The sequence below is a fragment of the Nocardiopsis sp. CNR-923 genome (assembly GCF_001942255.1).
In the GTDB taxonomy this organism is placed as follows: Bacteria; Actinomycetota; Actinomycetes; order Streptosporangiales; family Streptosporangiaceae; genus Nocardiopsis.
On the sequence record NZ_MKKC01000120.1, the window covers coordinates 24540 to 44564 of the forward strand.

The following is a 20025-nucleotide window of genomic DNA, read 5'->3' on the forward strand; positions in this document are numbered from 1 at the left end:
ACCCGTCACGGTGGCCCGCATCATCGACCACGAATCGTGACATCCCGCCCACACCATGGTCAGACGATAGCAACACGGACGGAACCTCAGCTGAACCTCAAAACCCGGCGCGGATACTGTCCGCGCCGACGGCTTGTCACTAGGTTGCTGCGTGGGGCGGTTCCCGCCGGAGTCGGTTCCCCATCCTCGGGCCAGCCCCCCGGGGGAATCCTCCGGCGTCCTTCCCGCTCCGCACCGACCCCCCAAGGATTCCGAGAGGACTCGACCATGCGACGCGCCCTGCCGTCCCTGGCCGCCCTGCCCGTCAGCGTTCTCCTGCTGGCGGGTTGCGCACAGCCCGCCGACCAAGCAGCCGAGGAGCAGACGCCGATCGGCGAAGGCGCCGTCCGGGACCAGCTCAGCATCGTCACCGGCGGCACCACCGGTGTGTACTTCCAGATCGGGGGTGTGCTCAGCACGATCATCGGCGACGAGATCGAGGGCCAGAGCGCCTCGGCCGAGACCACCGGCGCCTCGGTCGAGAACCTGCGCCTCCTCGGCAACGGTGAGGCCGACATGGCCATCGTCCAGGGCGACGCCGCCGGTCAGGCGTTCGCCGGACTCGCGGAGTTCGAGAACAGCCAGGTCGAGTCCTACGCGCTCGGCGTGCTCTACCCCAACGTCTTCCACACGGTCACCCTGGCGGCGACCGCCGAGGAGAAGGGCCTGGAGTGCTTCCGCGACGTGCTCGACACCCGCTACTCGGTGGGCGCCCCCGGCAGCGGCAACGCGGCCACCACCAGCGCCGTGTTCGAGGCCCTGGAGATGTCCATGGGCGACATCGAGATCGAACAGCTCGGGTACGCCGAGACCGACACCGCGCTGCGCAACGACCAGCTCGACGCGGGGTCCTGGGTCGTCGGTGAGGGCCACGCCGGACTCGCGGAGCTCGCCACCACCGAGGACATCGCCCTCGTCAACATGTGCGACGACGAGCGCTCCGCCATCACCGCCGGGTCCAGCAACTACACCGAGCACACCATCCCCGGCGGCACCTACGAGGGCGTCGAAGAGGACGTCGCGACCATCGCCGTGTGGAACTTGCTGGTGGTCAGCGGCGACTTCAACGAGGACCAGGCCTACGACGTCACCGCCGCGCTGTTCGCGCACGTCGACGCGGTCCTGGACGCTTACGCCCCGGCCGAGGAGTACCTCGTCCCCGAGACCATCCTGAACAGCCCCGTCCCGGTGCATCCCGGCGCCGCCCGCTTCTACGAGGAGCAGGGCGTCGAGCTGCCCGACGACTGGTGGCGGACACCGGCGCGGACACGCAGGGCTAGGACACCCCCCATGGCCGTCCGATCCGACCCGACCGACCGGCCATCCGCGGGCGCCGGAGACACCCGCGCCCGCGGGCCGCGGTGCTGTGGGGCGGCGCGCTCGCCGTCGTCGCCGGGGCCGCCGCCCTGCTGTGGCCACTGTGCCCGCGCTCCGCGTGATCGACGACGGGACCGTGATCGGCCACCTCCCGCTCGCCGAGGGCGAGACCCTCACCGTGGCCTACGTCCACTCCATCGACGGCCTGCCGATCGAGGAGGACCTGACCGTGCGCGACGGCCGCCTCGTCGCCGAGTCCACCCGCAGCGTCCAGTACGGCGCCGGCATGGGCCAGATCCCCGGGGAGGGGGAGGCCCGCGCCGACGGCGAGTGGTGGGTCGTCGACGCCATGGACCGCGACGTCGGCGCCGAGATGGTGCTGCGCCCGGGCTCGGCCGCGGTCGACCACCGCCTGCGCACGTCCGACGCCGAGGTCCGGCTCTCCCCGTGCCTGACCGCGCACCGCGTGGTCGTCGCCCCCGTGCGGGTGTCCACCCTCCAGTCACTCCTCGGCCGCGCCCCGCGGCCCGAGTGCTGACACGCCCCGAGCCCCCCGCTGAGAATCCCGAGGAAAGACCATGGATGAGACCCCGACGGCGGTGCGTCCGGAGGGCGCGCCCCACGACACAGGGGAAGGGGCCGGGTTCGGCGCCCGGACCGGACGCACCGGCAGGGCCGCCGACGTCCTCCCGGACGTGGACGGCCGGGACCGGGGCGACGGCCCCGTGTGGCGCGCGGTCGCCGCCGAACGGTGGGGCGAGGGCCGGGCGGCGACCGCGGTCGGCGCGGTGGTGGCCCTCCTCGCGATCGGCCTCACTCTCTTCCAGCTCTACGTCGCGCTCTTTGCCGGGCTGGACGCGCGCCAGCAGCGGATCGTCCACCTGCTGTTCGTCATGGTGATGGTCTTCCTGCTCATGCGGCCCTTCGACCTGGACGCGACGTCGCGGTTCTCGGCGGTCCGGCTCGTCCGGGCACTGGTGCCCCGGCGCGGGGCCGCCGCGGGCGGGGACCGGGACCCGCGCGACGGGGCCGCCCGGCGGACGCTGGCGGGGATCGGCGGGGTACTCGACCTGGTGCTGCTCGCCGCGGCCGTGGTGGCCAGCGTCTACCCGATCGTGTACCAGGACGAGCTGAACGCGCGCGCGGGCGCCTACACCGAACTGGACTGGATCCTGGGCCTGGTCCTCATGATCGTGCTCTTGGAGGCCACGCGCAGGGCGGTCGGGATGATCATGGTGGTGCTGGTCGTCGCGTTCGTCTACTACGCGTGGATCGGGCCGCTCATCCCCGGCCAGTTCGGGCACACCGGAGCGACCATCCAGCGCATCTCCACGCACGCCTACCTGGGCGACGGGATCTACGGACTCACCCTCGGGGTGGTCGTGACCTTCGTGTTCGTGTTCATCCTCTTCGGGGCGCTGCTCAGCAAGACCGGCGGCGGCAACTTCTTCGTCGGGCTGGCCTACGTGGTCACCGGGCGGATGGTCGGCGGACCCGCCAAGGGCGCGGTGCTGGCCAGCGCGCTGATGGGTTCGGTGTCCGGGAGCGCGATCGCCAACGTCGTCACCTCCGGCCCGTTCACCATCCCGTTGATGCGCAGGGTCGGCTACCGCAAGGAGGACGCGGCCGGAGTCGAGGCCGCGGCGTCGACCGGCGGGCAGATCCTGCCGCCCATCATGGGTGCGGGCGCGTTCATCATGGCCGAGCGCACCGGGATCGCCTACGCCGACATCGTCAAGGTCGCGATCATCCCGGCGCTCATGTACTTCGGCGTGATGTTCCTGTTCGTGGACATCCTGGCGCGCAAGCACGGCATCGGGGTCGCCAGGAGCGAGGACCTGCCCAGACTGCGCCTGGTGCTGGCGGCGGGCTGGCACTTCCTCCTGCCGCTGCTGCTGCTCATCGTCCTACTGCTCCAGTACGTGCCGCCGACGCAGGCGGGCCTGTACGCGTGCGGCGCTCTGCTGGCCGTGGCGATGCTGCGGGCGAGCAGCCGCCTGTCGCCGAGCGACTTCCTCGACGTGTTCGTCACCGCGGCGCGCAACACCGTCCCGGTGTCGGTGGCGTGCGCGGTGGCGGGGATCATCGTCGGGATGGTCGGCCTGACAGGACTGGGCCTGACGCTCTCGAACGTGCTGGTGACGGTGTTCGCCGGCAACCTGTTGCTGACGCTGGTGATGGTCGCGGTGGCGTCCCTGATCATGGGCTTCGGCCTGCCGGTGACCGCCTCCTACGTGGTGATCTCGGTCCTGGCCGTGCCCGCGCTGGGCGAGCTCGGGCTGGCCGTGCTGGTGGCGCACATGATCGTGTACTGGTACAGCCAGGACTCCAACGTGACGCCGCCGTGGCGCTGGCCGCGTTCGCGGCGGCGGGGATCGCGGGTGCCAAGCCGATGCGGGCGGGCGCGGCGGCGTGGAAGTTCGCCAAGGGGCTCTATCTGATCCCGGTCATGATGGCCTACTCCGCGCTGCTCAGGGTGGACGGCCCCCTCACGGACCTGGTGGTCGCGGTGCTGAGCGGGTGCGTGGCGCTCGCGGCGTCGGCGATCGCCATCGAGGGTCACTTCCTGCGGCGCACGACGCTGCTGGAGCGGGTCGGGCTCGCCCTGGCCGCGGCGTTCGTCATGATCGCGCCGGAGTGGAGCGCGCTCGCCGTGAGCGTGCTCGGGACGCCGGTGGAGGCCGGATGGTTCGTGTTGGCCGGATCGGTGCTGGGCGTGGTGCTCGTCGCGGCGCAGGTCCTCGGCCGCCGCCGCGGTCTGGACGAGCGGTCCGCCGCGCGGGACGCGGTCCGGGCCCGGCCGGACGGCGGGGCGTCGGGGGACGACTAGGTCGTGTCTCCTGGAATCGGCTCCCCAGGGGGTTCGCCGTTCGGGCGCGCCAGGGTGTGTGAGGTTGAGACCGTGCCGAAGGCGTCCGTCGAGGGTGGTGGGCGGCGGGCGGGCGCGGCGAAGCGCAGGCGCGAAGATGCACGGCGCCCCCTAGGATGAACACACATGTGGCGATTCCGACGGACTCCTGGACGGGTGCCGACCGGCACGGGCATCGAGGCGGCGCTGGTGTCGGCCGCGTTCGGCACCGACCCCGTCCTCAGGTCCGGGTGCGAGGCGGTGCGCGAGGGCGGCGTCGCGGCGGGGCTGACCCTGCTCGGTGAGGACCGCGGTGATCCCGAGGCCCGCGTGCACCGAGCCGAGGCGCTCGGGCGCGCCGCCGTCGGCCGGATCGGGGAGGTCGCCGCCCTGGCCGAGAGCGACGCCGACGAGGCCGACGTCCTGCTGTGGCTCGGGTACACCCTGCTGGCGCGGGCCGCGGCCCAGCCCGCCGGGGGAGCGGACACCGGCCGGGCGGACCGCAAGGCCCTGGAGGCGGCGCTCGTCGAGGCCCGCGCCCCCTTGGAGGCCGCCGCGCGCCTGCGTCCCGACGACGCCGCTCCCTGGGTCGCCCTCCAGACCGCCGCCATGGGGCTGGGAGCGGACCGGGAGGAGAAGGACCGGCTCTGGGGCGAAGTGACCGACCGGGCGCCGCACCTGTTCCCCGCGCACCTGATCCGGGTCCGCGCCGTGTCCCCGACCCGGGGCGGCTCGACCGAGGAGATGTTCGCGGTGGCGGGCGCCGCGGCCGACGGCGCCCCCGAGGGCAGCCCGCTTCCCGCCGTCCTGGCCCTCGCCCACGCCGAGCACCTGCGCGCCGAGCACAAGCGGATGGCCGCCGAGGGCTCCTTCGACTACATCGCGCGCATGTCCCTGGGCCGCCTGCACGGCGAGCCGGTTCGGGAACTGTTCGACGCGGCCCGCGCCTGGGTGACGACGGCCGTCCCGCACGAGCGCGACGTCCAGGCCCACCACCTGTTCGGCTGGGCCTTCCACCGGGCCGACGTCGCCGAGGCGGCGCGGTGGCACCTGGGCGCGGTCGGCCGGTTCTACTGCGACCTGCCGTGGTCGTTCTTCGGCGACCCCAGGGCCGGGGCCGCACACGCGATGGCGCTGGTCGGAGTGGACCCGCGCACCGCCCCGGAGCACGGCCCGGTCTGACCGCCCCGCCGGAAAAGCGGTGGTCCGGTCAGCGCTGCCCCGTCCACAATGCAGGGGTGCTACTGACGATCACGACCACGGCGACGCCGGCGACGGACCTCGGCTTCCTGCTGCACAAGCATCCCGACAGGGCGCAGAGCTTCGAGCAGTCCTTCGGCACGGCGCACGTCTTCTACCCCGAGGCGAGCGAGGAGCGGTGCACCGCGGCACTCATGCTGGAGGTGGACCCGCGGTCGCTGCTGCGCTCACGCACGTCGGTGAACACGCCCGACTTCGCGCTCGCCCAGTACGTCAACGACCGTCCCGGTTGGCTGGCCGCGCACCCCGAACGCGGCTGGATCACCCGCCGCTACCTCAACCGGCGCGACCGGTACGTGCGCACCGCCCTGACGCGGCTGGCCGAGGCCGACGACCGCGCCGCAGACGAGGAGGCCGACGACCCGGCGTCCGAGGAGCGCGGACCAGCCCTGGCCGAGCAGCGCGCGGGCGCCGTCCTGGCGGTGCTGGAGGCCGAGCACGCCACCAGCGTCATCGACCTGGGGTGCGGGTCAGGAGCGCTGCTGGACCGCCTGGTCCGGGACCGCGCGCTGGAGCGGATCACCGGTGTGGACGTGAGCACCGTCAGCCTCGAACGCGCGCACCGCAGGGTGTGCCAGGGCTGCCACCCGGACGGGCGCGGTCGCCATCGGCCGCTGCCCGGCGCCGCCGGGGGGACGCGGGAGGGGGGTCGGCCCGCGCGGCCCGAGCTGCTGGTCGGGTCGGTCGTGTACCGGGACGCGCGGTTCGCGGGCCACGACGCCGCCGTGCTCATGGAGGTCGTCGAGCACCTCGACCCGTCGCGCCTGCCCGCGATGGAGGAGAGCGTGTTCGGGGCGGCCCAACCCCGGGTCGTGGTGGTCACCACGCCCAACGCCGAGTACAACGGGCACTACGAGGGTCTGCCCGAGGGAGCCTTCCGCCACGCCGACCACCGCTTCGAATGGACCCGCGCCGAGTTCACCGCGTGGGCCGAGGGCGTCGCGTCGCGGCGCGGCTACCGGGTCCGCTTCCTGCCGGTGGGCCCCGAACACCCCGAGACCGGCGCCCCGACCCAGATGGGAGTCTTCACCCGATGAGCGAGATCGAGACCGCGGCGGTCGCGGAGCCACGCGTGCTCGGCGTCCCCGCGATGGGGCTCGTCGTGCTCGTCGGGGTGTCGGGCTCGGGCAAGTCGACCTTCGCGGCCCGCCACTTCCTCCCGACACAGGTGGTCAGCTCCGACCACTGCCGCGGCGTGGTCAGCGACGACCCCAACGACCAGGGCGCGAGCAGCGACGCCTTCGCCCTGCTGCACACGATCGTCGACATCCGGCTGCGCCGGGGCCTGTTGACCGTCGTGGACGCGACCAACGTACGGCCGGGCGCACGCGAACGGCTCGTGCGCATCGCCAAGGACAACAACGTGCTGTCCACCGCGATCGTGCTCGACGTCACCGAGTCGACGGCGGTCCGCCGCAACCGCGAGCGCCCCGACCGGGACTTCGGCGACCACGTCGTCCGGCGGCAGCGCCGCGACCTGAAGTCGGGGCTCAAGCGGCTGACCCGCGAGGGATTCCGCGAGGTGCACGTGCTGCGCGGCCCGGAGGAGATCGACGCCGTCCGCGTCGAACTGGAGCGCGCCTGGCCAGACCGCACGGAGCTGACCGGGCCGTTCGACATCGTCGGCGACGTGCACGGCTGCCGTGCCGAGCTGGAGGAGCTGCTCGGTGGCCTGGGCTACGCGATCGCGCGCGACGACCACGGACGGCCGGTCGGCGCGCGCCACCCCGGGGGCCGCACCGCCGTGTTCGTGGGGGACCTGGTGGACCGGGGGCCCGACAGCCCCGGTGTGCTGCGGCTGGTCATGGGCATGGTCGCCGATGGGGACGCGCTGTGCGTGCCGGGCAACCATGAGAACAAGCTCGTGCGCGTGCTCAAGGGCGCCAAGGCGCGGCACACGCACGGCCTCGCCGAGACCATGGAGCAGCTCGGGCGGGAGAGCGAGGAGTTTCGCGCACGCGTGCTGGAGTTCTGCGACGGGCTGGTCAGCCACCTCGTCCTGGACGGCGGGAAGCTGGTCGTCGCGCACGCCGGTCTGAAGGAGGAGTACCACGGCCGCGCCTCCGGCCGGGTGCGGTCCTTCGCCCTGTACGGCGACACGACCGGCGAGACCGACGAGTACGGGCTTCCCGTCCGCCTGCCGTGGGCGCGCGACTACCGGGGCCGGGCCGCCGTGGTGTACGGGCACGTGCCCACGCACGAGGCGGAGTGGCTCAACAACACGATCTGCCTGGACACCGGCTGCGTGTTCGGCGGGCGGCTCACCGCGCTGCGCTACCCGGAGCGCGAACTGGTCGACGTGGCGGCGGAGCGCACGTGGTGCGAGCCGGCGAGACCGCTCACGCCCCAGGCGCCGCGCGCGCCGACGACCGGTAGGGCGGAGTCGTGGACACCACCGACCCGGCCGGATGCGACGCGGCCGTCGAGTGGTGGCGGGCGCTGGTGTCGGTGGGCGGCGAGGGCATGGTGGTCAAGCCGGTGCTGGGGGCGCGGGCACGGGCGTGCGAGGGTCTGGCCCAGCCGGGACTGAAGGTGCGCGGGCCCGACTACCTGCGGATCGTCTACGGCCCCGACTACACCGAGCCGGAGCGGTTGGCGGCGCTGAAGGCGCGCCGTTCGCCGGGACGCAAGACGGGGCTGGCGATGCGCGAGCACAAACTGGGGTTGGAGGCGCTGGCGCGGCATGCCCGGGGCGAACCGCTGTGGCGGGTGCACGAGGCGGTGTTCGCCGTGCTTGCCCTGGAGTCGGAGCCGGTCGACCCGCGGCTGTGACGGGCGAGCCGAAGCGCAGCGCGTGCCCACGTCGGGCACCCCCGCCCGATGCGTCGGGCGGGGCCGTGGTGTGTCGGGGGGCACCTGTGCTTCGGAGGATCACACAACCAATTGCCTCCTGCTTTGTCGTCATATCCCACCAATTCGCCTCGTGTGTCACCTTCTTTACCTGCCTGCTCTTCCGCGCGGACCTGCGCGGGGGCGATGATGTGCACGCCCGCAAAGCAGACAACCCCGCAATCCCCCTCACATATCGGAAATCGGAGCAGGCGTGATCCCCACCTCCCCCAGGTCGCCGTCCAGACGTGTGCTCGTGTCGGCCTCCGCCACCGCGGCCCTCCTCCTAACCACCACCCTCGGCACGGCAGTCCCCGCCGCCGCCGCGTCCACCACGCCGGTCATCAGCGAGGTCTACGGCGGCGGCGGCAACAGCGGCGCCCAGCTGCGCCACGACTTCGTCGAACTCGGCAACCCCGCCGACGCCGCCGTCGCCCTCGACGGCTGGAGCGTGCAGTACCTCCCCGCCCGTCCGAGTTCCGGCACCCGAGCCCAGGTCACCGAGCTGACAGGATCCGTCGACGCCGGGGGCCACTACCTCGTCCGCCAGGGCCAGGGCTCGGGCGGCGACACCGACCTTCCCGCCCCCGACGCCGACGGCGGCACCGCCATGTCCGCACAGTCGGGCGCGGTCCTCCTCGTCCAGGGCACCGACCCCGTCGCCTGCCGGACGGCCGCCGAGTGTGCCGGGGAGGAGGGCGTCGTCGACATCGTCGGCTACGGAGACGCCGTCATCCACGAGGGCGCGCCCATCGCCGGGCTGGGCAACACGGCCTCCGCCGCGCGCGACGACGCCTTCACCGACACCGGCGACAACGCCGCCGATCTCACCGTCGGCGACCCGACCCCCGTCAACGCCGACGGGGAGACCGTCGGCGACGGCCCCGGCGACCCGGACGGTCCCGGCGAGCCGGGTGACCTGCGTGTCCACGACGTCCAGGGCACCACCCGCACCTCCCCGTTCGTGGGGCGGGACGTCAGCGGCGTGCCGGGCGTCGTCACGGCGGTCAACGCCTTCGGCTCCGCCCAGGGCTTCTGGTTCCAGGACCCCGAGGGCGACGGCGACCCGCGCACCAGCGAGGGGCTCTTCGTCTTCACCGGATCCACCACCCCCGACGTGGCCGTCGGAGACGAGGTCCTGGTCGGGGGCCGCGTCGCCGAGTACCTGCCCCAGACGGACGCGCACACGATCACCCAGCTCTCCGGAGCGCGGTGGACCGTCGAGTCGTCCGGCAACCCCGTGCCCGACGCGGTCCAGCTGGACTCCGGCGTGGTCCCGGAGACGTACGCGCCCGACCACGGCGGCGACATCACCGACCTCGACCTGGCTCCCGACACCTACGCCCTCGACTTCTGGGCCGCCCACGAGCACATGCGCGTCCGGGTGGAGGACGCCCCCGTCATCGACGCGACCGACCCCTACTCGGCACTGTGGGTGACCACGGATCCCGACGACGACGCCACCGTCAACGGCGGCGCCCTCTACAGCTCCTACGACGACCCCAACTCCGGGCGGATCAAGATCGAGTCGCTGCTCGACAGCGACGTCCACCCCTTCCCCCAGCCAACGTGGGCGACACGCTCACGGGCGTCACCGAGGGGCCGCTCTACTACAGCCGGTTCGGCGGCTTCGTCATCCGTGCGACCGCCCTGGGCGAGCTCGCCGCGGGCGACCTGGAGCGCGAACCCGTCCGCGAGGCCGCGCCGCAGGAGACCACCATCGCCACCTACAACGTCGAGAACCTCGACGGCGCGGACGAGCAGGCGAAGTTCGACGAGCTCGCCCGGGGCGTCGTCGAGTACCTCGGCTCCCCGGACATCATCGGACTGGAGGAGATCCAGGACGACAACGGCGCGGTCGACGACGGCTCCGTCGGCGCCGACCTCACGCTCCGTCGGCTCACGCGCGCCATCCACGAGCAGGGCGGCCCCCGCTACGTCTGGCGCCAGATCGACCCCGTCGACGGCCAGGACGGAGGCCAGCCGGGCGGAAACATCCGCAACGTCTTCCTCTTCAACCCCCGCCACGTCCGCTTCGTCGACGCGCCCGGCGGCGACGCCACCACCCCCGTCGAGGTCGTGGAGGGTCGGCGCGGCCCCCAGCTCAGCGTCTCCCCGGGTCGGATCGCCCCGCAGGACGAGGCGTGGGACTCCAGCCGCAAGCCGCTCGTCGGCCAGTTCCGGGTGCGCGGCCGCGACCTGTTCGTGGTCACCAACCACTTCAACTCCAAGGGCGGCGACCAGTCCCTGCACGGGGTCGTCCAGCCGCCCGAGCGGCCGAGCGAGGTCCAGCGCAACGCGCAGGCCCGCCTGGTCAGGGAGTTCACGGACGAGCTGTTCGCGGCGGACCCCGACGCCAACGTCGTGGTCATGGGCGACCTGAACGACTTCCAGTTCTCGCCGACCCTCGACATCCTCACCGGCGACGGACCACTCACCAACCCGATGACGGACCTGCCCGAGAACGAGCGGTACAACTACGTCTTCGACGGCAACTCCCAGGCGCTCGACCACATCCTGGTCAACGCCGCCCTGGCCGACCGCACGGACTACCAGGTCGTGCGGATCAACTCCGAGTTCCACGACCAGGTCAGCGACCACGACCGCAGGTGCTGTGGCTCGACCTCAGGTGCGGTCGCCGCTAGCGGGGCCGGTGTACGCGGGCGCACCTATCCTGGGTGGCGCCCGCGGCGCGGCGGGCACACCTCGACCCTGGGGAAGCGAGAGATGAACGTACTCCTCACCGGCGGCGCCGGGTACATCGGCACCCACACCGCCGTCGAGCTGCTCGACGCCGGACACGACGTCGTGGTCCTCGACTCCCTGGTGAACAGCCACGGTGAGGCGCTGCGGCGCGTCGAGCGGATCACCGGCCGCGCCCTCACGTTCCACCGGGGCGACTGCACCGACCCGGCCGTCCTGCGCCGCGTCCTCGGCGAACACGGAGTCGACGCCGTCATCCACCTGGCCGGGCTCAAGGCCGTCGGCGAGTCCGTCGAGCAGCCGCTGCGCTACTACCGCAACAACCTCGACGCCCTGCTCACCCTGGCCGAGGCGATGGACGAGCACGGCGTCCGCGACCTCGTGTTCAGCTCCTCGGCCACGGTCTACGGCGACCCCGAGCGAAGCCCGATCACCGAGGACGGGGCGCTCAGCGCCACCAACCCCTACGGCGCCACCAAGCTCTTCGCCGAACAGGTCCTGCGCGACCTGGCCGTCGCCGACCCGCGGTGGCGGGTCATCGCGCTGCGGTACTTCAACCCGATCGCGCCCATCCCAGCGGCCTGATCGGGGAGGACCCGCAGGGCGTGCCCAACAACCTCTTCCCGTACCTGGCGCAGGTCGCCGCCGGGCGCCGCGACCGCCTCCGGGTGTTCGGCGACGACTACGACACCCCCGACGGCACCGGAGTCCGCGACTACCTGCACGTCGTGGACCTGGCCCGCGGCCACCTCGCCGCCCTCGCCCACCTGGCCGACGCCCCGGGGTGGCGCACGTACAACCTGGGCACCGGCCACGGCACGTCGGTCCTGGAGAGCATCCGCGCCTTCGAGCGCGCGACCGGCGTCCGCATCCCCCACGAGGTGGTCGGCCGCCGCCCCGGCGACATCGCCGTCTGTTACGCCGATCCGTCGGCCGCCGCGCACGACCTGGGCTGGAAGGCCGTGCGCACGGTCGAGGACGCGTGCGCCGACGCCTGGCGCTGGCAGTCCGCCAACCCAGGCGGGTTCGGCGCCGGGCGCTGAGCGCGACGGCGCACCCGGTCGAAGCCTCCCGCCGAGCCCGTCGGCAGGAAGGCGGCCGGGGCGTCGTCCGTGGGAGACGCCCTAGACTGGGCGTATATCCCTGTACTTCTGCGGAAGGTCCTCCGTCGTGTCCGTTGGTGCTGACAGCACGTTCGACACCGTCCTCGTCGTGGACTTCGGCGCGCAGTACGCGCAGCTGATCGCACGGCGTGTGCGGGAATGCCACGTGCACAGCGAGATCGTGCCCTCGACCATGCCGGTCGAGGAGATGCTCGCGAAGAACCCCAAGGCCATCATCCTGTCCGGTGGCCCGTCGTCGGTCTACGCGCAGGGCGCGCCCAACGTGGGCGCCGAGCTCTTCGAGACCGGGGTGCCCACCTTCGGCATCTGCTACGGCTTCCAGGCCATGACGCGGGCCCTGGGCGGCACGGTCGACCGCACCGACCTGAGTGAGTTCGGCCGCACCGAATTGTCGGCCAGCACCGACTCCCTGCTCTTCGAGGGCGTGCCCGAGGACCTCCTGGTGTGGATGTCGCACGGCGACTCCGTCGTCCGCGCCCCCGAGGGTTTCCGGACCACCGCGAGCACCGCCGGAGCGCCGGTCGCCGCCTTCGAGGACACCGAGCGACGCCTGTTCGGCGTGCAGTTCCACCCCGAGGTGATGCACACCGAGCACGGCCAGGACGTTCTGCGCCGTTTCCTGTACGAGGGCGCGGGCTGCCGCCCCACGTGGACGATGTTCAACATCGTCGAGGAGCAACTGGAGCGGATCCGCGAGGAGATCGGTGACAAGCGCGTCATCTGCGCCCTGAGCGGCGGCGTGGACTCCGCCGTGGCGGGCGCCCTGGTGCAGCGTGCCGTCGGCGACCAGCTCACCTGCGTGTTCGTCGACCACGGACTGCTCCGCAAGGGCGAGGCCGAGCAGGTCGAGAAGGACTTCGTCGCGATCACCGGCGCGACCCTGAAGGTGGTCGACGCCGAGGACCGCTTCCTGGCGGCGCTGTCCGGGGTCACCGACCCCGAGGAGAAGCGCAAGATCATCGGCCGGGAGTTCATCCGGGTCTTCGAGCAGGCCGCGCGTGAGGTCGTCGCCGAGTCCGGCGAGCACGGCGCCGAGGTCGAGTTCCTCGTACAGGGCACGCTCTACCCGGACGTCGTCGAGTCCGGCGGCGGCACCGGCACCGCGAACATCAAGTCGCACCACAACGTCGGCGGACTCCCCGACGACCTCCAGTTCACCCTGGTCGAGCCGTTGCGCGAGCTGTTCAAGGACGAGGTGCGCAAGGTCGGCGAGGAGCTGGGCCTGCCCCCCGAGATGGTGTGGCGCCAGCCGTTCCCCGGCCCCGGCCTCGGCATCCGGATCATCGGCGAGGTGACCCGCGAGCGGCTGGAGGTCCTGCGCGAGGCCGACGCGATCGCCCGTGAGGAGCTCACCCGTGCCGGGCTGGACCGCGACATCTGGCAGTGCCCGGTCGTTCTTCTGGCCGACGTCCGCTCGGTCGGCGTCCAGGGCGACGGCCGCACCTACGGCCACCCCGTGGTGCTGCGTCCGGTCAGCAGTGAGGACGCGATGACCGCCGACTGGTCGCGTGTGCCCTACGACGTGCTCGCCCGCATCTCCAACCGCATCACCAACGAGGTCCGCGAGATCAACCGCGTGACCCTGGACGTGACGAGCAAGCCCCCGGGCACCATCGAGTGGGAGTAGGGCCGGATCCCGTCGCCCGAAACGGTTCCCGAGGGGTGTCGTTCGGGCGCGGCCGGGGCGCCTGACGACGAGACCGCGCCGAAGCGTCCGTGGTGCCCGCCGCGGAACGGCGCCTCCCCCGGGCGGGCCGAGCCGAAGCGGGACCCACGGCGCCACGACGGGCCCGGTACGCGTTCCGTGCCGGGCCCGTCGTCGTTCGTCGCGGGGTCAGTCGATCAGGTGCATGATGGAGATCACCGTGCGGTCCTCGCCGGTGCGGTGCGTCAACTGGACCGCGGTCGGCTCCTCCTCCTCGGCGACGATGAACACCAGTTCGCCTCCGACCGTGGCTCCGGGAGGGACGCCGTCCTCGTCCCACAGACTGACCGTCTCGCTCTCCTCCTGGGTGGGCCGCTGCGCCGAGTAGGGGCCGTCGCCGCCGCCCGTGACCTGGATGAACTGCTGGTCGAACAGGAAGCTCAGCCGTTCGTCGCTGCGGTTGGTCATCTCCATCCGGACAAAGCAGTAGTCGCCTCCCTGCACCGGAACGGAACGCGGGCGGTATTCGGCGGGATCCCGGTCGCAGTCCACGCCCAGGACCTCGTACTCGACCATGCCGTCGGCGGAGGGGACCGGCACGCTCACGGGCGTCCCGGCCCCGGATTCGTCCCCCTTGTCCTCGGGCTGGTTCTCGCCGTCGGCGGGCGCCTGCTCGTCCGGGGCGTCCTGGCCCTGGTCGGCGTCGGCTCCGGCGTTCGACCAGGGCGCGGTCCCGTTGAGCGTGGACACCACGGCCAGGAGCGCCGCGATGACGATGAGGAGCGCGGCTCCGCCCACGGCCAGGCCCACGACGATCCCCCTGCGGCGGCCCGGCGCGGCCGGCTGGTGCGGGGGCGGCGGAACCGGCGGCACGTAGGGCTGCGGACCGGGGCGCGGGCCCTGCTGGTCGGCGCTCGGCACCATGGGGATCGGCCCGGTGGACGCCGGGTGCGGCTGCGCGGGGCCGGGGGCGGGGCGGTGCGGCGCGCTCTGGCCGCCCGGCTGGGGCGCGTTCCCCTGGGGCGGGCCCGAGGGATGCGCGGCGGGCCGCCCGAGCGGCGGAGCCTGCGGGCGGGGGAAGTTGCCGGTCTGGTGGGCCTGGGGCGGCATGGGGGCGGACTGGTAGTGGCCGGGCGGCGGGGGCCGCATGCCCGTCATCGTCTGCTGTGCGCGGCCCATGCCCGGTCGGGGGCCGCCGGGCGGCACGGGGGGCAGGTTCGGCCGCCACGACTGGTGCAGGGCGTGCGAGACCACGTCGTTCGGGTTGGTGCTGTCCTCACCGCCGGTGAGCTCCAGGAGCAGGTCCTGGGCGGTGGGGCGGCGGCCCGGCTCCTTGGCCAGGGCGCGCAGGACGAGCCGGTCGAGCGGGCTGTCCAGGTTCCCGATCTGCGGCTCGGCGAAGAGCACGCGCTTGCCCAGCGTCATCGCGTCGCCGTTGCCGAACGGGTGGGCGCCGTTGCCCGCGAAGGCCACCAGACAGCCCCAGGCGAAGATGTCCGCCGCGGTGGTGACCTGTTCCTCCAGCAGCTGCTCGGGCGCCATCCAGCCGGGGCTGCCCATGACGATGCCGGTCTGGGTGTGGTTGGTCGCGGTGTTCATCGCGCGCGCGATGCCGAAGTCGATCACGCGGGGCCCGGAGAGCGACAACAGCACGTTCGCCGGCTTGAGGTCGCGGTGCACGAGCCCGGTGCGGTGGATGGCCGCCAGCGCCGCGGCGACGCCCAGGGCGAAGCCGTGCAGGGTCGAGGAGTCCAGCGGCCCGTTCTCGGCGATGTGCTCGGCGAGCGCGGTTCCGGCGATGTACTCGGTCACCATGTAGGGGCGGTTCTCGAACGTCCCGTGGTCGAGGACCTTGGCGGTGCAGAAGGAGGCGACCTTGCGGGCGTTCTCCATCTCGTCGCGGAACCGCGCCCGGGTCGCTCGTCGAAGGCGAGCTCGGGGCGGATGACCTTGATCGCTACCTGTTGGTTGCGGTCCGGGGCACTGCCGAGGTAGACGGTGCCCATGCCGCCGCTGCCCAGCTTCCCGGACAGCACGTAGGGACCGATGGTGGCCGGATCTCCGGCTGCGAGCGGTTCCAGGTTCTTCGGGAGCTCATCCGACGGCAAGCGACCCTCCCCGACGGTGTCCAAACTCCGCCTCGCCCCAAGGTAGCGGTGTTTGTGCCCTGATTCCCACCCGCGCGGCGTTTCGGCTCGTTCGGGGGAGGGGCGGTGGTTGACATGACAGAGGTGACTGATCCCCGCTCGCGGTCCCCGGTTCGCGCCGACGGGTGTGATCCCGTCGGCGACGGGCGCGAAACACACCGGTTCCCCCGGTGGGGCAGGTGTTCACGCAAGGTAGGGGGTTCCTTTACGATTGGGGACTCGTGACCGTTAGTACCACCGTAACCGTGCGGGTCCCCGCGAAGGTGAACCTCCAGTTGGCGGTGGGGCCCAGACGTGAGGACGGGTTCCACGCGCTCGTCAACGTGTTCCACGCCGTCTCACTGTTCGACGAGGTTACCGTCAAGGAGGCCCCTCCGCGTCAGGAGCCGGGATTCGTGACTCTCTCGGCGTCCGGTGGGACGCGCGTCGACCTGGACGGGGTTCCGCTCGACGCCACGAATCTCGCCGCGCGCGCGGCCGTCCTGCTCGCGGAGGAGACCGGCAAGGGGTCCCCCGTCGAGATCCATCTGGACAAGCGCATCCCGGTGGCCGGGGGGATGGCGGGGGGCAGCGCCGACGCGGCCGCGACCCTCGTGGCCTGCGACCGGTTGTGGGGATGCGGACTGCCCGAAACCGACCTTGCGGACCTGGCCGCACGACTGGGCAGCGACGTCCCCTTCCCCTTGCTGGGCCGAACCGCAGTGGGGACGGGCCGGGGCGAGATCCTGGAGCCCCTCGCGGCCCCCGGACGGTACCGGTGGGTGTTCGCGCTCTCCTCGCGCGGGCTGTCGACGGCCCGCGTGTTCGCCGAGTACGACCGGCTGCGGCCGGACGCGCCCGCGCCGCTGCCCTCGCCCGCGATGCGGGAGGCGCTGGCGGCCGGGGGCGCCGCCGCGCTGGGCGCGGTGCTCACCAACGACCTGGAGCGGGCGGCGCTGTCGCTGCGCCCGGATGTGGCGGGCGTCCTGGCGGCGGGCCGGGAGGCTGGCGCGATCGGAGCCCTGGTGTCCGGATCCGGGCCGACCTGCGCGTTCCTGGTGGGCGATGAGGACGACGCGGCCACGCCGGGGGTCGAGGCCGCGGTCGTGCGCGCGGTGGAGGCCGCGGGCGTGGACTCGTGCGTGTCCGCGGGCTCCGGGGACGTCCCCGGAGCGACCGTGGTATGACGCGCGTCACCGCCTGATCGGCCGCCCCGGGTGTCGCTCCGCCCTTGACCTCAACCTTCGTTGAGCTTGAACACTGGGTCGCATGACGACCACAGCCACGCTCTCGCGCTACGCCGACCTGCCCGCGCTCATCGGCCTCATGAAGGGCGACGAGAAGCACAAGGGCGCCGCCAACTCCACCCTCGACGTCCTGTGGGTCCTCTACGACCGGGTCCTGACCGTCACCCCCGAGACCGCCGAGGATCCCGCCCGCGACCGCTTCCTGCTGTCCAAGGGACACGGACCGGTCGCCTACTACGCCGTGCTCGCCGCCAAGGGCTTCCTCGACGTGCCCACCCTGCGCGGCTGGCGGGCGTTCGACTCACCGCTCGGCCACCATCCCGACCGCGTGCTCGTCCCCGGTGTGGAGATCGGCAGCGGTTCGCTCGGCCACGGGCTGCCGCTCGCGCTGGGCACGGCGCTCGGGCTGCGCGCGCGCAACGTCCGGCGGGCCGACGGCCGACCGCCCCGGGTGGTGGTGCTCGTCGGCGACGGAGAACTCGAAGAGGGCAGCAACCACGAGGCGATCGCCGTGGCCGGCCGGACACGCCTGGAGTCGCTCACCACGGTGGTCGTCGACAACGCCTCGTCAACCCACGGGTGGCCCGGCGGCATCGGCGCCAGGTTCGAGGCCGAGGGATGGGTCTCCCGCGAGGTCGACGGGCGCGACCACGACGCCTTGCACACGGCGCTGACCGCACCCCACCCGTTCCGGCCCCTGGCCGTCGTCGTCCGCGTCCGCCCCGGAAAACGTTAGGAGCACGGCCATGCGAGAGGCCCTCGTCACGACCGTCAACGCCGCCCTCGACGACGACCCGCGCACGGCCCTGGTCCTCGCCGAAATCTCCGCCAGGCACTTCGGGCGGGCCGCAGCCCGGCATCCGGGCCGCGTGATCACGTCGGCATCCGCGAACAGGCCATGATCGGCGTGGCGGGCGGGCTCGCCCTCACCGGCATGCGCCCGATCGTGCACAGCTACGCGCCCTTCCTCGTCGAGCGGCCGTTCGAGCAGATCAAGCTGGATTTCGGACACCAGGACACGGGTGCCGTCCTGGTGAGCATCGGCGGGTCCTACGATGCGGCCGTCGAGGGCCGCACCCACCAGCGCCCGGGGACGTCGCGCTCCTGGACACCCTGCCCGGGTGGACCGTGTACGTGCCGGGCCACCCCGACGAGGTCCGCGACGCGCTCGCCGCCGCCATCCCCGGGGACCACCGGGTGTACGTGCGGCTGTCCGGGACGGGCAACCGGGCGGCGCGGCCGGTGTCGGACCGGCTTGAGGTCGTGCGCAGGGGGTCCGGCCGTGCGGCGGGCGTGGTGGTGGCGGTGGGGCCGATGCTCGACCGCGTCCTTGAGGCCACCGCCGACCTCGACGTCACGGTCGCCTACGCCGCCGCCGTGCGCCCCTTCGACCGTCAGGGGCTGAGCACCCTCGTCGCTGCGTCGGGCAACGCCGACGTCCTGGTGGTCGAGCCCTACCTACGGGGCACGTCCGCCCACGAGGTCGCCGCGGCCCTCGTCGACCGCCGCCACCGCCAGCTGGGGCTGGGCGTCGCGCGGGACACGGAGGTGCGCGCCTACGGCACCCCGGCGGAGCACGCGCGAGCCCACGGGCTCGACGCGCGGGGGATCGCCGGGGCCGCGCGGGAGTTCTTCCTCGTCTGAGCCAGGGCCCCGGGGCCCGCGTGGTGCGCCCCGGGGCCCGCCCTTTGCCCGATCGGGCGTTTGGCGGCCACACGGCCCGGGGGATGCCTCCCACGGGACGACGGCGGGTGAGCGGGGAGGCCGCGATGGACGCTCCCAGGGCGGAACTGCGTACCGTGGCGGGCGAGTCGGAGCTCCGGTTCGAGCGGCGCCTCGCGCACCCCGTCCCGAAGGTGTGGCGGTCGATCACCGACCCGATCGAGCTCGAACACTGGTTCCCCGTCTTGGTGGAGGCCGACCTCCGGGTGGGTGGGTACGTCCGCTTCACCTTCCTCGACGCCCCCGAGGCCGCCGGTGGGGGCGGCGAGGGCGAGGTCACCGAGTACGATCCGCCGCGCGTGTTCGGCTTCCGCTGGGGCGGGGACGAGCTCAGGTTCGAGCTGGGCCCCGACGGCCCCGGGTCCCTGCTCGTGTTCACCCAGGGCTTGGGCGGCGGCGCATTGGGCCGCCTCGGCGCCGCCCGCGACGCGCACGGGTGGGACGTGTGCCTGGCGGCACTGGAGGCCCGGCTGGCGCGCAGGCACTTCGAGGAGCCCCAGGACCACCTGGGGTCCGTGGAGCGCTACGTGGACGCGTTCGGGCTCGGCGAGGGGGAGGTCGAGTCGGCCGACGAGGGCCTCGCCGTGCGGTTCGCACGCGACCTCCTGTGGCGGTCGCTCGACTCGGTCTGGGAGGTCGCCACCGGGGGAGACGAACCCCGTGTCGGCGCGGCGCCGCCGACCCGCCTCACCAACGGGTACGTCCCCACGGGCCTGGTCACCGGCTGCGCGCCGCCCCGCGCGTTGGAGTACGCGTGGCTGTACGAGGGGGAACTGGCGGGCACGGTGCTGTGGGAGTTCGCGCACGAACCGGAGCTGGGCACGCGCGTCGAGCTGACCCAGACCGTGCCGGACGGCCTGTCCGGACTGCTGCCCGTGATGCTGGCCGCCTGGCAGACCCACCTGGAGCTGTTCTTCGCGGCGGTCAACGGCGACGAGCGCCGACCGTGGCCGAGGGACCGCACCGAGGAACTGCGGCGGCGCTACGACGAACGCCTCACCTGACCGGCGGCGGTCCGCGCACCGAGCGCGGGCGGTGCCGCTCCCCCTCCGACCGAACGCGGCGGTCCCGTCGGGAGGGCATCATGGAGGTGATGTGCAGGGACACACTACAGGACAAGGCTTCTAGCGAAGCGGAACCCCTCTCGCGTGTTCAGGGACAAGGG

General features: G+C 73.0%; 7 protein-coding genes and 8 pseudogenes. 14 read left to right on the top strand and 1 reads right to left on the bottom strand.

Translation table 11 applies throughout. From position 1 onward, the window contains the following. Positions 1–267: 267 nt before the first annotated feature. The 10 genes and pseudogenes from BJF83_RS21305 to guaA form a co-directional block, all read left to right on the top strand. Positions 268–1284, top strand: a pseudogene (locus BJF83_RS21305) (TAXI family TRAP transporter solute-binding subunit); the annotation flags it as partial. Positions 1285–1450: 166 nt separating this feature from the next. Next, positions 1451–1894, top strand: coding sequence for a DUF1850 domain-containing protein (locus tag BJF83_RS21310; RefSeq protein WP_316042334.1), 444 nt, complete (start codon positions 1451–1453; stop codon positions 1892–1894). Positions 1895–1934: 40 nt separating this feature from the next. Next, positions 1935–4186, top strand: a pseudogene (locus BJF83_RS21315) (TRAP transporter permease). Between the two features lie 165 nt (positions 4187–4351). Continuing rightward, positions 4352–5386: a hypothetical protein gene (locus BJF83_RS21320; protein WP_075927707.1), complete on the top strand. Its 1035-nt coding sequence runs from the start codon at positions 4352–4354 to the stop codon at positions 5384–5386. Positions 5387–5442: 56 nt separating this feature from the next. After that, positions 5443–6501 (top strand): methyltransferase domain-containing protein, encoded by a 1059-nt coding sequence (locus tag BJF83_RS21325; protein WP_075927708.1) that lies wholly within the window; start codon positions 5443–5445, stop codon positions 6499–6501. Then, positions 6498–8236, top strand: a pseudogene (locus BJF83_RS21330) (AAA family ATPase). Before BJF83_RS21325 ends, BJF83_RS21330 begins: the two are co-directional and overlap by 4 nt. Before the next feature lie 313 nt (positions 8237–8549). Beyond that, positions 8550–8954: pseudogene (locus BJF83_RS29830) on the top strand (lamin tail domain-containing protein); the annotation flags it as partial. 908 nt (positions 8955–9862) lie between these two features. Next, positions 9863–10834: pseudogene (locus BJF83_RS29835) on the top strand (endonuclease/exonuclease/phosphatase family protein); the annotation flags it as partial. A 186-nt stretch (positions 10835–11020) separates the two neighbouring features. Further along, positions 11021–12039, top strand: a pseudogene (gene galE, locus BJF83_RS21340) (UDP-glucose 4-epimerase GalE). 127 nt (positions 12040–12166) lie between these two features. Beyond that, positions 12167–13747: a glutamine-hydrolyzing GMP synthase gene (gene guaA / locus BJF83_RS21345; protein ID WP_075927709.1), complete on the top strand. Its 1581-nt coding sequence runs from the start codon at positions 12167–12169 to the stop codon at positions 13745–13747. Between the two features lie 207 nt (positions 13748–13954). Here the strand turns inward: guaA and BJF83_RS21350 are convergent. Continuing rightward, a pseudogene (locus BJF83_RS21350) lies at positions 13955–15873 on the bottom strand (protein kinase). Between the two features lie 260 nt (positions 15874–16133). Between BJF83_RS21350 and BJF83_RS21355 the strand changes: the two are divergent. The 4 genes and pseudogenes from BJF83_RS21355 (at position 16134) to BJF83_RS21370 (ending at position 19864) form a co-directional block, all read left to right on the top strand. Further along, positions 16134–17078 (top strand): 4-(cytidine 5'-diphospho)-2-C-methyl-D-erythritol kinase, encoded by a 945-nt coding sequence (locus BJF83_RS21355; protein ID WP_075927710.1) that lies wholly within the window; start codon positions 16134–16136, stop codon positions 17076–17078. An 82-nt stretch (positions 17079–17160) separates the two neighbouring features. Beyond that, positions 17161–17874: a thiamine pyrophosphate-dependent enzyme gene (locus BJF83_RS21360; RefSeq protein WP_075927711.1), complete on the top strand. Its 714-nt coding sequence runs from the start codon at positions 17161–17163 to the stop codon at positions 17872–17874. Between the two features lie 10 nt (positions 17875–17884). Then, positions 17885–18782: pseudogene (locus BJF83_RS21365) on the top strand (transketolase family protein). Between the two features lie 125 nt (positions 18783–18907). Further along, on the top strand, positions 18908–19864 hold the full coding sequence (locus tag BJF83_RS21370; protein WP_075927798.1) for an SRPBCC domain-containing protein: 957 nt from the start codon (positions 18908–18910) through the stop codon (positions 19862–19864). Positions 19865–20025: the final 161 nt, after the last annotated feature.

Excerpts from the sequence above, each read along its gene's own strand:
- BJF83_RS21320 (WP_075927707.1), top strand. The coding sequence starts at position 4,352 with ATGTGGCGATTCCGACGGACTCCTGGACGGGTGCCGACCGGCACGGGC.
- BJF83_RS21360 (WP_075927711.1), top strand. The coding sequence starts at position 17,161 with ATGACGACCACAGCCACGCTCTCGCGCTACGCCGACCTGCCCGCGCTC.
- BJF83_RS21370 (WP_075927798.1), top strand. The coding sequence starts at position 18,908 with ATGGACGCTCCCAGGGCGGAACTGCGTACCGTGGCGGGCGAGTCGGAG.